The organism is Pseudomonas sp. MF6776 (assembly GCF_016613125.1).
Taxonomy (GTDB): domain Bacteria; phylum Pseudomonadota; class Gammaproteobacteria; order Pseudomonadales; family Pseudomonadaceae; genus Aquipseudomonas; species Aquipseudomonas iridis.
Window position 1 is genome coordinate 19,399 of record NZ_JAENSQ010000041.1, and the last position, 14,750, is coordinate 34,148.

Consider the following 14,750-nt stretch of genomic DNA (forward strand, 5'->3'; position numbering starts at 1 on the left):
ACGCTCTTGGAATAGGGGTTGACGCACCACTGTTGTTGGTGTCAACCCCACACGTTTCAGGCGGCGAATTTTGCGCGATGACGGTCCCGCGCCTCGCGGCGCTCCTGCTCCTCAACGCACAGTTTGGCCGATGGCAGTACCAGCAGCCGGCGCAATCCGATCTGAGGCCCGGTTTCACAGTATCCGTAGCTGCCCTCTTCAATTCGACTGAGAGCCTCCACAAGCTCACTCAGGGCCAATGAGTCACGCCGGATCGAGCTGGTTACCTTTTGACGCTGTTCTTCGATTGTCGCGGCGTCACCAGGATCGGGCACGTTCTCCAAACGCTCAAGTTCTTCTCTCCAATCGCCGATACGTATACGGAGTTCGCTGATACGGGCATTGATCAGTTCGCGGAAGAACTGAAGCTGAGAGCCGGACATGTAGTCATCGGCACTCATGAGCAATATTTCACTTTTCGTCACGTCAACCTCCAGGGTGTTTTCATCACCTGAATCATGCCGACAGTTTGAAATATGCAACCTGCTAGATGGGCCCAATGGTGGCCCCGTCCAGGGGCGAATTAGAAACTTTCAATGATGAGTATCGTTGACTATTGCCGGCGAGGTTATTTGAGACCGGCTAACCCAACTGGGCGTGCGAGAAGACTCTTTCAATTCCACACGACCGTGTAGCCATGGTTGTTTGCATACAAACAGGAGCGCGCATGACAAAGAACGTAACGACAAATGAAGCAAAATTTACTGCAAGATTTCCCGACTTCATCTTTCAGAGGATCAGTGAAAAAGCTCGAGCGAATAATCGAAGCATCAACCAAGAACTCATACACGGCATGAGCCAATATCTTGAGGGACTGGACGAACTGGAGCTGCTAATCGCGAGCGTGAAAAACCAGCTTGCCTCCATACAGTCCACAGAAATGGTGCCCGCCTAAGTCCCATCTCCAACTACCATATACCCCTGGCCATCGCTGCCATGGAGCTCGACCGGCGATCATTCGTTCTACCCAGATGCGAAGGTTTGACAGAATTCTTTGGACAAAAAAATGCCCTCTGCGAAGAGGGCATTTTTATTGGCCGGTTTGGTTTGGGACACAATCGGATAGGCAGACCCAGTATCAATAGAACGCAGATGGACCACGCTCACTGTCGGGTAGGTAAAAAGCAGTATCGTTCGGCAGGTTCTTGGACAGGGCGGCAGCCAGCTGCTCAGACGTCACTTCACCACGGGTCTTGAGCACCATCGAGTCGAAGAGCGACCCCGAGGCCGAGCCGTTCGTGGTTTCGTGCCCAACCGGGATAGCCACGATTCGCGCAGGGAACCCACCACGATCTACTGGGGCGTAACCGTCTGCAGCGAGGATACCTCGGTGCCCCATGAAGACTTTGGCCGCCTTCATGCCAGCCGTGGTCTCAATTTTGCCCAACCTGAATTGTCCATTGGGCAAGTCATAAGATTTGGTAACGTCGACCACTGTCTTGGCAAACATGGCCTCCATCTTCGTCCCGCACCCCGCCACGGCCGTAGCCATGTCTTGCCCGTCGACCTTAGGCATAAAGCAGACAACATAACCTTGCGTGACGCGAGGGTCGAATTTTGGAGAGCCAGCCACCAGGCTCAGCACCATGCCGGCGCCCCCCACATCTCCACCAATGGCGTTTAAGCCAATTGCCTCAAGGTCCTTACCCGTTGAGCTTGGACGCGAGGAGTCGGTCGACATATAGCGGATCGTTTCCTCTTTGGTCGACTGACGCAACTGAGTGCCTGTGAACGAGCCGGCAGGGGCAGCCTTCAAGGACGGCATCCCCATTACTGCAAAGACCTTGTCGGTTGCCGTCGCAGTGCTGGCAAACTTCTGAGGTTGGCTGTTTGCGTGTTTGATGGTCATCTCATCTGCAGCGCGAAACTCGTATTGCACTGACGCAGACTGTGCCGTTCCCAATCCATCAACTTGAGCCTTTTTGGCGCCGTCGTACGCGGCGCAACCACCCAGGGAAGCGATAGCTACAGCGATCAGTGTGTATCCGATGGACTTCATCCTTGGACCTCTCTTTGGTTTTTCTAAATCAGACCACAAGGCCGTGAAAGTGCAAATTTTTTAGTTGAACGCTTTGCTCTGTTGATCCACCGGCTGACAGAGATCCGCTACATGTTTCAGATCCCTGTGCGTGATTGCTTGAGCGCTACTGTTCCAATCGGCGAGCAGTTTTTTCGCGCAGGCGGACTCGGCGATCACAGTTCGTATTTCACCGACGGACGCCGCTTGCCACGGCTTGTTTAGTGCCTTGACCGCTGGATAGCCGATTAGACAGAGAAGCGCTAATCCTCCAAGCCACTTGCAGACCAGAAGATATGATCCCCTGGTAAAGCCGCCCTCGTTCACCAATGTCTCGCCGTCAGCGTTTACGTTCTTCATAGCGCATCCAGATGTTACTTGCGGTTGATGTAAATGGCCTGTAAGGCAAATCAGGGCTAAAGGTTGTCACCTCAAATTGGTTTCGACGGCTACGTGTTACCCACACCATAGTGAGCAGGTACCGACGATCCTTTTAGCCAGTTTCGTTACGTAACCGCGGCCTTGGTGCCCAATGACCGAGCAACCTTGCCGGGTGCATTTCACAACGAGGGGGTGGTCGTCACACATGCTAAAGCCTGAAAAGCTCATTTTGATCCCATGTATCGGACACCTTCCCTCTTGCAGACGCTGCGCCTGTTCTGACGCCGATTGCCTAAGCGGATCGAGTCGCCAATCGGTTCCAATCTCTGCAGGGACATCTGGGAACTTCGGGTCGTGAACATCGCCGTACCAGCGGCCATCCCTTTCACTTATGTCGTGGCCTTCGTATTGCCGGTAGATACAGTCGAGCCAAAAGTTCTGGGGGATAAATTCTCGAAGGGCCTCGACAATCACTGAGGCAACGTAACCAGGTCTTCTGTAATACCGGTGCGTGATGACCCAGGAGCCGCCAAAGCGGATAAAAAACTCATTGAGCTCGCCTTCCGGGACCCCTCGGGCCAATCCTTTCTCATCAGAGTCGAACCAGAAGGCCCACTTGAAACAATCCCATTCTTGCGAGTGATCGGCGCCGGTTGAGTCGCCCAAAATTTCACCTCTTTGATCGTTCAGCATCACGGTGTCCAAAACTCAAGGATGACGCTTATGGTCTCAGGTGCCACAAACGTGAGAGCTTGGGTTTGGTCCCTGGGACGGGGCCAACTCGACAAATACCGCTATAGAAGGATGTGACTATGGTGAGCATCCGTGTGGGGACCTTACTGTCGCGCGGCACCTCTGCCTTGGAAAATTGACGAGTATTTATGTCGGTCACGAAACACATAGCCCGTGCCTTGCCTGCTCAGCGCGTTGCCTTGCTGATCTACCTGCTCTACATCTCCGGATACTTCTTCGGGATCACTGCTTTAGTGGGGGCAATCATCGCCCTCCTTCACAGAAAATGTCCTGATGAAGTTCTCGCCACACATTTTCGCACCCAAGTTCGACTCTGCTGCTGGAGCCTGCTCTGGGTTGTGCTGGGTGGACTTACGGTTAAGGTAGGCGTTGGCTACATCGTCCTCACGGCCTGGTTTATTTGGTCCGTATGGCGAATCGCGCAGGGCCTGTTTGCGCTTTCTAAACACCAGCCCACGATCTGAAACAAAAAACCCCCGGCCACTGACGCGACCGGGGGTTTGATTTTTTTATGATGTCCTGGGCTACAGCCGACAAAGGAACGAATGACCAGCAAGTCCAGTTTTTATTTGCGCTTAGAGGACTATGCGACGATCCGAAGGCCGAACGGGATTCGTGTGCCGAGATGTCAACTCAATCCACTGGCACTGATAAGAGCCTCCGTACTGCTGGCACACGGGAACGACACGAGCAGGCACGGCGGGAGATGTGTTCACAGTTGGCTGCATGTCAACGCAACCGGAAAGAATGATTGCTGACAAGACCAGAAATTGGGAACTATTCATTGAGGGACTCCATGGAAATTCACGAGCCCCTCCCCTAGCGGGAAATAGCCCGCAAGGGTTGATGGTTGCTGTAACACAGCTGGTGGCCAAGTGGCCTCATGCAGGCAGATCAATCTGCCGTCATGCTTAAGAGACGAAAGAATACTCTGGGCGCAGGGTTGGGTCCAGAGCACTGGCACGAACCCATAGATGAGCTTTAAGCACTGCCCCCGCCGGCCTCATCTCACACGAGACCGATAGTGAACCGTTGCTCAGGACCGCTTCAAAACCTGTGTCCATGATTGAGAATTTAGACTGGTCAACTACCGCTCCCACCCTGGACAAAAGCTCCTGCTGTAGCGCAGATATCACGCTGATTGTCCCGACCGTTCCATACAATCCGTGGCCCATGTAGAGACTGAAATCAAACCGCAATGCGTTATAGCGGTCCGGCCTGTACTGCACTTGCGAGAGGACCGCATCACACGAGATGAGGCGCTGCGCCCCCTTGCTGGCTGTCTTCACGGGCTCCCCACGATGGAGCTTGTGCTTTACGTGGGCCTCCTCAAGAAACCGCTTTACCAGGGTCAACAGCTCCGGCGCGGAATCCGTGAAGTCAGGCCAGACCACAGGTGCGGATGTGTGTTGTTCAAGCATGTGTTTCTTCCCAATCGCCTGCAAGCTCAGCGAGCCGCTCAAGTGAAAATTGTTCGCCTGGCTTACCCGAGTCGGATAGCCATGAGATGAATCCAAGGATCGCATCCTGGGGCCCCACTTCGGCCTTGGTCTGCGCCACAGCAACGCCTCCAGAACTCGAAAGCTCTGGTGCCTCGTTGTCTGCCCCAACCATAAAGGGAGCCACGGCCGCGACCACCAACTTGGTCCACAACGGCACCTTTGATGCCAGCTCGGGTTGCAAAGACAAGACCGAGGAGACGCGTTGCGCCAGGTCAGCATGTGCCGCAGCTGAGCACACCGGAGTAATCGCCTGCTCCGCCTTGCTCGGCGCAGTCACGGGCTTTTCTGTGCCTGCCGCCAATTGTTCAAATGCAATCACCGCCAAAGCGGCGTATCGGTGACCGAGCTCAGTAGATCTGCAGCGAAATACAGGCTCATTACCGGCAAAGATAGCCGGCGCACCACCGTCAAGTTCGCCGGGTTTCAGATGCAGAGTCGGAACAGCTTTGATCAGGGCCGCTAGGTCCTGACTGAAAGACTCGGTAGTCATAGAGCACCTCCAATATTTGACGTCATGGTGACACCAGTTCTGAAAATGCAAGTCCCGGGATAGCAGCTTGTCCTTAGGGGCTTAGTACAGAGCGGTCGACCACCCCACCGAACGTCGATCACATCACCATCAGGTAGGTCTATGGCTTGGTACCGGCTTAGATCCAGATGTTTTGGGGCGCGGTTTGGGGCTTGCATTTCGCACTGACGTGGGAGAATTGCCACATCGAGTTGAGGTTTGGCGAGGTGCCTTCTACGGCAACCCGTACAGAGGAAAACACATGACTGTTCAGCTGCAGATGTTGTTTGGCGATGACGTGGGTATTCGCGCCTCTTGGGAGGATGAAGTCGATCGACTGATCCAGGATGGAGCGCTTTTTATAGCCAACCACTCTGGAGGCAAGGATTCACAAATTCAGTTAATCCGACTGCTGGAGCGCGTGCCAGCGTCGCAACTGCTTGTTGTTCACGCTTCGCTCGGTGCCATGGAGTGGCCTGGAGCCATGGAGTTGGCCCGCGATCAAGCGGCCGATGCTGCACTGCCGTTCATTGTGGCCACAGCTTCCAAGACGCTGCTGGAAATGGTCGAGCGCAGGTATGAGAGCCGCCCGGAAGTTCCGAGTTGGCCATCAGCCACAACCCGCCAGTGCACAAGTGACCTGAAGCGAGGCCCGATCCAGCGTGAGGTCCGACGCTACGCCAAGGCCAACGGATTCAAGACCATCGTGAACTGCCTTGGGCTGCGTGCTCAGGAGTCTCCGGGCCGCGCCAAGCGTGCTGCGTTCAGCCGTATGGGAATAAGCAACTCCGTGCACACATGGTTCGAATGGCTTCCGATCCATGACATGAGTGCTACCGAAGTGTTCGATGCCATCGCGGTAGCCGGGCAGAAACCCCACTACGCCTATGCCTTGGGCAATGATCGCCTTAGCTGCGTCTTCTGTGTGATGGCTTCCAAAGCTGACCTGCGAAATGGTCGGATTGCGCGCCCTGAGTTGTTTGAACAATACGTCGAACTTGAGCAACGGACGGGCTACACCATGCATATGAATCGCATTCCATTGGTTGAGCTGGTGGCTTAACCTTAGCCCGCAAATACGGCTAAAGGCCTACAGAACAGCGTCCAGCCCCTTCACAACGACTGAACAAGCCTCACGGAATATCCGGCATGAAGCACGAATACCCCGAGTATCCATCAGTTTCCGCAACGGTAGATCCATCGCGATATCTGGATGCCATCGACGCTCTGAAAGGCGTCCGTCAGGTCTTTTGTGATGGGGAAACGATCCTCCTGCCCGAGGCCGAGGTGCAAGCAATTAATATGCTGTGCACCCGCTTCAATGCGTCCACGGTCTACGGTCAGGCCAAGGAGTATGAATTCGCAACAAAGGCTCGCGATCAGTCCGTTCCACTTGAGCTGCTGCGACTTGGCCAGGCCGTGCATGACTCCACCGGGCAATCGGCCGAAGAAATGATCCGTGCTGCTTTGGAGCAACCGAGCGCGACCTTGTTGGCGGGGTCAGCGCTCTATCGCTCCAGCATGTTGCCCAACTAAATACGGAAAAGATGATGAGCACAACACTCAAAGCGCTAAGTGATTATGAGCACGGATTTGTCACCGCCGCAGCGCTGGCCACCCGGTTGGGTGATCCGAACCTTGCAGCCAAAATGCTTGGGCATGCTGGCTTCCAAGCGCTAGATTGCTCGGAAGTCAACGACGTTGATAAGCAGATGCTTCAGTTGGTGAACCAGCAACCTGGCATGAAGTTGTCGGGGCTCGGCAAAAATAACTGAATCCCGGAAAATCCCGCGACACACCTGCCCGCCTTGAGCGGGCATTTTTGTCGCTGTCATTGCAAAGTGCTGTATTTTTTTGGCTCACGACAGCCTCAAAAGATTCTTTCCTCGGAAAGCAATTGTAATGTGGGAGCTAATGATCGACAGGTACGGTCCCAATCTGTGACGGCTTTGTTCGCGAACTAACCGATTGATCTCATGCCCCTGGTGTAAGATTCTGTATGTGAATTCCGCGGACCAGCAGGGTTAGCTTAAACAGCACACATTGCGGCTACCCTTCAATCTTAGTTTTAAGATCAATTGGAGAATTACGATGTCCCTGATAAATGAGTACCGTGCGACCGAAGATGCTATCAAGGAGCTTCAGAGTCGATTGGCGCAGCTCAGCAGCGATGACCGCTTGAAAACCGAATTGGAGTTCGAGGGCAAGCTGCGCAAGCTGATGGGTGAGTATCAAAAAAGTCTGCGCGACATTATCAACCTGCTTGACCCTACCCCGGCAAAAAATGGCGCGAAGCAGGCAGCTCCAAAAGTCCGCCGCGCACGTATGGTCAAGGTTTATCAGAATCCACATACCGGCGAGTTGATTGAAACAAAGGGCGGTAACCACCGCGGCCTGAAAGCCTGGAAGGAGCAATACGGTGCAGGCACGGTCGACTCCTGGCTGCGCGGCTGACGCTTGCCGCGACAATGAAAACCATAACCCCTTCCGAGGGGTTTTTTATGTCTGATGCCTACAAGTTGAAAAACCATCGAAACCTCCGGGGCACTGCTTGCTCACAGTGGGGCCCACTGGCATTATGCTCACTCTTTCTCTGGTGCTAGCTCACCAGATCGGCGAAAGCCAAGCTGCTTGCAGCACCTACCCAGCGTTTCATCCGATCTTTATGACCCTACCTGAACCTTTAGGATTCAGCCTGGGGCACTCTTCAATGCTGTTTGAACCTCGCCGCGCTTTAGCCGCTTCGCTCATATAGCAAACCGAACAATCCTTACTTAAATGCCGTGACCTCGTGGATTTCAGGTGTTGGCGTCAGCTCCGCCGTATTTATCGGTTACCTATTAGCAATGCCTCCAATACGAGTCATTGACTCCTGCACAGCAGGAACAAATTCTAGACGTTCAGATGGCTGCCGCTGTCAGTAAGCGGGAACTCAACACTTCGGTGTAGTTCCGGGCCAAGGTTTTTTAGACCTGGTCAGCGAGGTCCGCAGTCGGTGCCTCGGGAAGTTTTCAGTCCCAAATAACAACTGCAGCTGCAAGATGGTATGAGAGATAGTTACATCAAGTAGGGCTCCCCCGAACGAAAGGACTAACTCGCCTCCACTCTGCACTGCAGAGTTTTTCCAGGCAACTGGCATACCAGGCTAAAGCACTGACCCTCGCGAAAGCGTGGTCGAAAAAAAACCCGGCACACTGTGTCGGGTTTTTTTTCGCCTGCACAATCTCAGCGCTCAGCCGGTACTAGATCCTCAGCCGCTGAGGCCACAAGGCTGCAGTAGAACAACCAGCCGCAAATGCTGACCAGAAGCAGAGCCACTCCAAGTGAGTTCGTCGTTGCGTCCAACCACTTCGCAGAAGCCTGTAGGAGAACGCCACAGATCACCAATAGCCGCATGGGGCCTAGAATCAATTTGTCGCGCTTCGACAGTGCTTCCTGCATCAATTTGGCCTTCTCCCAGGTGACGCGCCCGGACATCATCGCGGCGACCAGATAGGGCTCAACCTTCCCTCCCATGATGATAAATAAAGGCATGATGCTGAGCTGCTGCTCGACCGCACTCGTGTAGAGGATAACCAGGAGGTTCCTCTTCCCTTCCCCAAACAGCTGGCTAGGAATTTCAAACCGCGGGAGAGATCCCGTTTGCCAGGCGGCAATATCGGAACTAAGCATTGCCCCCAACGCGACGACGTTTAGCAAGCCACCAATGATCAGTGCGAGGGGCGTGGCCAGCCTGAAAAAGTTCCGCCAAGGAGAGCCTGGGCCCATAGCCTTTGTAAACAGCTGCGAACCAGGGATTGCCCCAGCCTTCCAACAGCACAGTGCCAATACAAAAAATACGAGGGGGCTCCCCAAACTGAAGATGTGGAAAGCGGCCTTACCCACTGTCAGCAACAGTACAATTGCAATCATGGCGGCCAAAAAAGTGACCAGAAAATAGAGCGGCAATACCCTGAGAAATATGGGGAGCGCACCATTTAACCAGGTCCGCCAATGGGCAATAGTGATCGCAGGTGTTGTTCGCTGCTCGATCATTGTCAATCTCATATTCCCTCAAGTCTTAGGTGGTGAGGCCACCGACCTTTTCTCCATGTGCGTACCAGACGGACAAGGAACCACGCAAAATCAATCCAGAAGCAAGACTACGGCCACAAGCGAAAAGCGCAAGTACTGCTGCGCCGGTGAGCCCTACTTGCATATTGGAAAGCTGTGAGAGCGTGACTCCACATATCACTGCTCAAGGGAGTCTAACTATGCCTCAACAAATCGATACTGCTCAGCCTTTCACCACCACCCCGACCACTCCCGATGCACTCCATAAAAAACTGGGTGTGTATTGCGTCGCGTGGGAGCAGATGGTGTTAAACGCCATGGCCTATCTCCTGGGCAGCAAGTACCAGGGGGGAAGCTATGAAATTCGTGAGTACTTCAATGGCGCATTTGCGCTGATCCTTCCGGATCAGGGCGCAAAGAATGTCGTCAGATACGGGCACAGTGAGGAGAGTATGACCATGGAAGCTGCCTCGTTTGTCGCAAACCTGATGGCGTTCTCGGCTTGCAATTCCACTGCCATCGAAAATGAAGACGAGGCCGGCAACCTGATGCTGCACGATTACTACTTTGCGTTGAAAGAAGCCGTTAGCGGCAGGTACGGCTTCATCATCGACGCCAGTGCCGAGGATGGAACACGGCCGCTCAACGAGGATGAACTCGTTAAGGTCCAGGCCGAAGCGAAACCCCACCCGGAGCAGAATGCCATTCTCCGTATGATCAACTGAGCCTTTTAACGTCTCACCCCCTTTGTCGAGCTCAAGGGGGCGAGACAGAGCTATTCCCCATCAAAGGTGATGACCCCTCGGTAATACATACGCTCGCATCGTTACCGCGGCGGGCTATGCAACTCTACCCCTACAGCCTAGCAACCCGAGGCCGCAATCCAATGACTGTTCCCCCGGCAAAACCCCAACTCGATTTGTTTGAGCATGTTGAAAATGCCTTTAAGGCAAACCCTAACCGCCCTCTAAGCAACGATGAGCTTTATCACATCGTGGGCCGCACGGCCGAGATTCCTGACCATGTGATGAACGCTCGGAGCCCGATCGGCGCCGCCGGCGATTTGCACTCCACAACCCGGCGATCGATCCGCTGGCAACAACAGTCACTCAAAGCGCTTGGAGTGGTTGAGCGGGTCGAAGGTGCCAGAGGGCTATGGCAGCTTACCGAGAAGGCTAAAAAGGGGCTGAACAAGCCCTCACCCGGCGTCACCCTGCTTGGGTTCAGCACCAACCTCGGACTGGCCTTGTGGGGAACGTCTCCAGACGCTTTGGCCGGGCTCGATGAGCCGATTGAACTCGTCCTGACTTCCCCCCCATTCCCCCTGAGAATTTCTCGAGCGTATGGCAACCCCACGGCGAGTGAATTTGTCGACTTTATCTGCCAGGTCCTTGAACCCATCGTGCCGAAAATTTCGGCAACTGGAAGCCTCGTATTGAACATGACCAATGATTCATTCCTCGAAAAATCACCAGGCAGATCCACGTATTTGGAACGCACAATTATTGCCCTCGAGGACCGATTGGGACTGACGCTCATGGACAGGGTTCCATGGATAAATTTGTCGAAGGCACCAGGTCCAATGCAGTGGTCAAGTCGGACGCGCCAACAACTCAATGTTTCGTGGGAACCATGCCTGTGGTTTGCCCGCGATCCTATTTTGTGTAAGGCAGATAATCGAAGGGTGCTAAGGCCTCACACTGAGCGCCATGCCAAGCTTTTGAGTCAAGGTGGTGAGCATCGAAGCACAAGTTATGGTGATCGCGCTTATCGGGTCCGCCCGGGAAGCTTTGGCGGAATCACCAACGGCGCCATCCCAAAGAACACGCTCCAGATTGGCCACTCCTGTGCCCGCGGACGGGAACACAGAAAAGCGCTAACCAGCCTGGGTCTGACTCAGCACGGCGCCGGCTGGCCATTTGCTGTACCTGATTTTTTTATCAAATTCCTGACAGAGCCCGGCGATTTGGTCGCTGATATTTTTTCAGGCCGGGCCATGACCGGTCGAGCAGCTGAAGAGAATCAACGTCGCTGGATCTGCGTCGAGAGTGCATTGCAGTACGTGCGTGGAGCCGCCGAACTCTTCCGTTCATTCCAAGGCTTCTGGATCAATCCGGCATTAGAGGAAGCATTCGGGACATCCGACGCGTAGAAGCACAGCCATTGGTCACGGGTCCGAAACTGGACAAGTAGGCAACCTTGCCTAATGCCTTGCATAGGCAGGATTGCCTATTCCTGAAATCGCGAGGGACACGCGGTCAATCGCACAGTTTTCTGCAACTGCTGGACTCTTAGGCCACACCGGCACGAACGAAGTGCCTCATAATTGGTGACCGATGCCCCTGACATGTCTCAGATAGGGCCGCTACCACCAGGCCGAATGGGTAGCCTCGAGGGGAAAGATTTCACGAGGCCACCACCATGGTTACGAAAAAAACAATCGCTACTGGTTTGGGGATTGCAACGCTCTTGGCGCTTGGATTTGCCGCAACAATCAGCACCGGAATGATGGCGGGGACCATACCGGCAGCACTGTACGGACATGCCGACGATGCCCCTGGCTGTCTCACAAACCTAGGCCAAAATGCCGAGCAATGGGCGGAATTATCGCGTGCCCAGATCCACTCCGAGCCAATGCTAATGGATGGCACGTCGGGCGGTTACTGCTTCAACCCACCGAGAAAGTCCAGTCATCTCTGACTGACCGAGACGGGTCGCGCTGAGCACTCAGAATAAATTCGCTTACGACTCCCTCGTTTGTGCCGCCCTTGGCACAAAAGAATCTTCTGCGCCCCTGAGATGAGGCGATGTTTTGTGCCAAGCACAATGGCTGCTCTGATCATAATTACCCGCCAATAGCTGGAAAGTCCTGTGACTCCCTAACGCATACATCACCTGTTAACACTTCCAATAATATTTCCGGAAGGTTCACTAAATTGTGTTGGATTGTCCTACAAAACCGCTCTATCTCCTGCAATACAGGCAATACAGGCAATACAGGCAATACAGGCTATGGCGCTGCGAGCATTTTATTGGTAATTTCGTCGGCGCTGATCACCAAGGATTAATAATAATGAAAAAAGTGCTTTTCAAAAACACCATCGGTTTCGCTGTGGCCGTGGCATCCACTCAACTCTTCGCTGCTGGATTCGCTCTTAACGAACAAAGCATCAGTGGGATGGGCACTGGTTTTGCTGGCCGCTCTTCTTCTGCCGATGACGCCAGCACTGTATTTGGTAACCCTGCCGGCATGGCACGCCTTAAGCGCGAACAAGTGACCGTAGGCGCGGCTGCCATTCTCGCCAAGTCAGATATCAGCAGAGACGGCAGCAATTCTCCAGGTGGCAACTTCGATGGCGATATGGTTCCGACCGTCGGCGTACCTATGGGCTATTACGTCAAGCCAATCGATGATCATTGGGCATTCGGATTCGGTATTTACGCACCGTTCGGCCTGGTCACCGACTATGAAAACGGCTTCGCCGGCCGATACTTCGGTAGCTATAGTAAAGTTTCGGTCGTGACCCTGCAGCCGACCGTCAGCTACGCCTTTAATGACAAGGTTTCGATCGGTTTCGGTCCGACCATCAACCGTATTGACGGCACATTGAAGTCTGATGTCCGTAGTAACTTTGCTGGTACTAACGACGGTGAAGTGAAAATCAGCGGTGATGACACTGCCGTTGGCTACAACATAGGCGTCATGGTTCAGGCCACTGACAGCACGCGTCTAGGCCTAACTTACCACTCGATGGTTGATTACAAGCTCGAGGGCAAAACAAGGATCACTGGTGCTCCTTTCAGCGTTTTCAGTGGCAGCAAGTTCGATGCCTCGCTGAAACTCAAGACTCCTGAGTCCGTGGATTTCTCCGTTACCCACGAGCTGGACCAGAACTGGACCCTATACCTAGGCAGCACTTGGACCCGTTGGAGCCGTCTAGAGGACATTACCGTCAACAATAGTGGCGTACCAGCGCAGCTGGGCGGTAGCGCTGGCGCGATTGGCACTATCAGCGAGCCACAGAACTGGCACGACACTTGGGCCCACGCCATCGGTGCTAGCTACAAGCTCAACAAGGAATGGACACTCCGTACCGGCTTCTCGGTTGACCAATCGCCTACCAACAACGAGGACCGTTCGCCGCGTATCCCGACTGGCGACCGCAAAGTATTCAGCCTCGGTGCAGGCTGGAGCCCAACCGAAGACATCACTGTCGACATGGCGTACTCCTACCTGATGGAAGAAGACGTTAAAGTCAGCCACTCGAAGCCTCTTGCCCCAGGTGTAAACACCACCTACAACGCCAAGTATGAAAACAGCGCACACGGCCTCGGCCTCGGCCTGACCTATCGCTTCTAAGCGTTAGTTGGTCAAACAAAAAAGCCCCAGCATGCCGGGGCTTTTTTTATTCCTTTGTCTTAGGCTTGAAGCGAATTGGCTTCTGACCCAGGGACTGGCGGAAATTGAGTCAATTGTCCGGTCTCACCTGGTTGTGTACTTGGCATTGCTTCCATCTTCCCGGTGGTTAAGCCCCGACTGAGCGAGAGGAAAAGGGCAGTTGGGGCGCCATTCCTTGGCCCTCGGCAAATGGGTATCCCCAGGGAGCGACGACATTGACCGACCGAACCTTTTGTAAAGGCGCCGCCGAGCAAGGCCGCGACTTCTGAGTCTTTAATTTTGCCGAGTAACGCAATGCGTTCGGCCGTCCAGACCTTATGGTGCCGCTTGATCCCCAACTTCTTTCGAAGTATTGAAAGTGTGGTTGATGAGTAGCCAAACCTGGCCACCAAATCACGATCGGGTACCTTCCCAAGCAAGGACAACATTTCTTCGGGGTACTTAGGCACATTTACACTCAGGATACCCCGGGCTTTCCGCTCCTTCTTCAGGTAGTGCAGCGTGAAACCAAACTCGGTGGATAGATCCTGATCAGATCGCACCCCCAGTTGACTGATCAGCTCCTGCGGCAAATTAACTATCTCGCGCTTTTTGGGGTTGGGAGTTTGAGTAGGTGTAGTTGCAGGCTTAACCGTGGAGGCGATGCCCATTTTTTTTCGAAGTGCACAGACGCTTGCGATATGGTACCCAAACTGCTCACCGACTTCCCGGTCTGTAACTTTCCCCAGCAGTTGAACCATTTCTTCGGGGTATACACCACGTTTGAACTGGTCGATACCCAAGGCAAGACGCTTCTGCTTCAAGAAGTAAGCCGAAATACCACATTCAACCGAAAGATCGCGATCCGAGCGCTTGCCGAGTTGCTGGATCACAGCTTCGGGGATCTCATCCAGTTTGTGGCTATTTGACTTGCGTTGGGCTCGTTCGCGCATAAATCGTTTCTTATTTGTCAATTCTTTTGGAAAAGCGTCGCCCCTGAATTCATAGAATAAGCGCAACGCTTGAAACGAGAGGCAGAGAGCCAGCCACCGGTAGAATCCAGGCTCTCACACCGAAGGATTCAAGCGCAGATGACTACGCATTACCGGCAGCTGACTC

General features: G+C 53.9%; 17 protein-coding genes. 9 read left to right on the forward strand and 8 right to left on the reverse strand.

Translation table 11 applies throughout. The features are described 5' to 3' along the window. Positions 1–56: 56 nt before the first annotated feature. The gene (locus tag JJD74_RS27585) at positions 57–464 is read right to left on the reverse strand and encodes a TraR/DksA family transcriptional regulator (protein WP_200617339.1); all 408 of its coding nucleotides are present in this window, start codon (positions 462–464) and stop codon (positions 57–59) included. A gap of 242 nt (positions 465–706) precedes the next feature. On the opposite strand from JJD74_RS27585, the gene JJD74_RS27590 reads away from it, so the two are divergent. After that, positions 707–934, forward strand: a complete 228-nt coding sequence (locus tag JJD74_RS27590) for an Arc family DNA-binding protein (protein WP_200617343.1) — start codon at positions 707–709, stop codon at positions 932–934. Positions 935–1,117: 183 nt separating this feature from the next. Here JJD74_RS27590 and JJD74_RS27595 read toward each other — a convergent pair whose 3' ends face one another. The 3 genes from JJD74_RS27595 to JJD74_RS27605 form a co-directional block, all read right to left on the reverse strand. Then, entirely contained in the window at positions 1,118–2,038 is a 921-nt protein-coding gene (locus JJD74_RS27595) for a hypothetical protein (protein WP_200617344.1), read from the reverse strand. A 60-nt stretch (positions 2,039–2,098) separates the two neighbouring features. Further along, complete coding sequence (locus JJD74_RS27600; protein ID WP_200617345.1) at positions 2,099–2,416, reverse strand: hypothetical protein; 318 nt, start codon at positions 2,414–2,416, stop codon at positions 2,099–2,101. Positions 2,417–2,512: 96 nt separating this feature from the next. Further along, positions 2,513–3,130 (reverse strand): hypothetical protein, encoded by a 618-nt coding sequence (locus tag JJD74_RS27605; RefSeq protein ID WP_200617347.1) that lies wholly within the window; start codon positions 3,128–3,130, stop codon positions 2,513–2,515. Positions 3,131–3,318: 188 nt separating this feature from the next. Here JJD74_RS27605 and JJD74_RS27610 point away from each other — a divergent pair, with 188 nt between their 5' ends. After that, positions 3,319–3,654, forward strand: coding sequence for a DUF4870 family protein (locus JJD74_RS27610; protein WP_200617349.1), 336 nt, complete (start codon positions 3,319–3,321; stop codon positions 3,652–3,654). 447 nt (positions 3,655–4,101) lie between these two features. On the opposite strand, the gene JJD74_RS27615 is transcribed toward JJD74_RS27610, so the two are convergent. Continuing rightward, a complete protein-coding gene (locus JJD74_RS27615) occupies positions 4,102–4,611 on the reverse strand; it encodes a hypothetical protein (protein WP_200617351.1) in 510 nt (169 codons plus the stop codon). Next, entirely contained in the window at positions 4,604–5,182 is a 579-nt protein-coding gene (locus JJD74_RS27620; RefSeq protein WP_200617353.1) for a hypothetical protein, read from the reverse strand. The genes JJD74_RS27615 and JJD74_RS27620 overlap by 8 nt, the downstream gene beginning before the upstream one ends. Before the next feature lie 280 nt (positions 5,183–5,462). On the opposite strand from JJD74_RS27620, the gene JJD74_RS27625 reads away from it, so the two are divergent. From JJD74_RS27625 to JJD74_RS27640, 4 genes are all read left to right on the forward strand, one after another. Then, positions 5,463–6,263 carry a phosphoadenosine phosphosulfate reductase domain-containing protein gene (locus JJD74_RS27625; RefSeq protein ID WP_200617354.1) on the forward strand — a complete coding sequence of 267 codons (801 nt, stop codon included), beginning with the start codon at positions 5,463–5,465 and terminating at the stop codon, positions 6,261–6,263. 86 nt (positions 6,264–6,349) lie between these two features. Beyond that, the gene (locus JJD74_RS27630; RefSeq protein WP_200617355.1) at positions 6,350–6,736 is read left to right on the forward strand and encodes a hypothetical protein; all 387 of its coding nucleotides are present in this window, start codon (positions 6,350–6,352) and stop codon (positions 6,734–6,736) included. A 14-nt stretch (positions 6,737–6,750) separates the two neighbouring features. Next, complete coding sequence (locus tag JJD74_RS27635) at positions 6,751–6,975, forward strand: hypothetical protein (RefSeq protein ID WP_200617356.1); 225 nt, start codon at positions 6,751–6,753, stop codon at positions 6,973–6,975. A gap of 316 nt (positions 6,976–7,291) precedes the next feature. Next, positions 7,292–7,654, forward strand: a complete 363-nt coding sequence (locus JJD74_RS27640; RefSeq protein ID WP_200617358.1) for a histone-like nucleoid-structuring protein, MvaT/MvaU family — start codon at positions 7,292–7,294, stop codon at positions 7,652–7,654. A gap of 771 nt (positions 7,655–8,425) precedes the next feature. Here JJD74_RS27640 and JJD74_RS27645 read toward each other — a convergent pair. Next, positions 8,426–9,241, reverse strand: coding sequence for a hypothetical protein (locus JJD74_RS27645; RefSeq protein WP_200617360.1), 816 nt, complete (start codon positions 9,239–9,241; stop codon positions 8,426–8,428). Positions 9,242–9,453: 212 nt separating this feature from the next. Here JJD74_RS27645 and JJD74_RS27650 point away from each other — a divergent pair, with 212 nt between their 5' ends. The 3 genes from JJD74_RS27650 (at position 9,454) to JJD74_RS27660 (ending at position 13,613) form a co-directional block, all read left to right on the forward strand. Continuing rightward, positions 9,454–9,978 (forward strand): hypothetical protein, encoded by a 525-nt coding sequence (locus tag JJD74_RS27650; RefSeq protein WP_200617361.1) that lies wholly within the window; start codon positions 9,454–9,456, stop codon positions 9,976–9,978. Between the two features lie 161 nt (positions 9,979–10,139). After that, on the forward strand, positions 10,140–11,405 hold the full coding sequence (locus JJD74_RS27655) for a DNA methyltransferase (RefSeq protein WP_200617362.1): 1,266 nt from the start codon (positions 10,140–10,142) through the stop codon (positions 11,403–11,405). A 921-nt stretch (positions 11,406–12,326) separates the two neighbouring features. Continuing rightward, entirely contained in the window at positions 12,327–13,613 is a 1,287-nt protein-coding gene (locus JJD74_RS27660) for an OmpP1/FadL family transporter (RefSeq protein ID WP_200617364.1), read from the forward strand. 59 nt (positions 13,614–13,672) lie between these two features. On the opposite strand, the gene JJD74_RS27665 is transcribed toward JJD74_RS27660, so the two are convergent. Next, on the reverse strand, positions 13,673–14,584 hold the full coding sequence (locus tag JJD74_RS27665) for a hypothetical protein (RefSeq protein ID WP_200617366.1): 912 nt from the start codon (positions 14,582–14,584) through the stop codon (positions 13,673–13,675). Positions 14,585–14,750 lie beyond the last annotated feature (166 nt).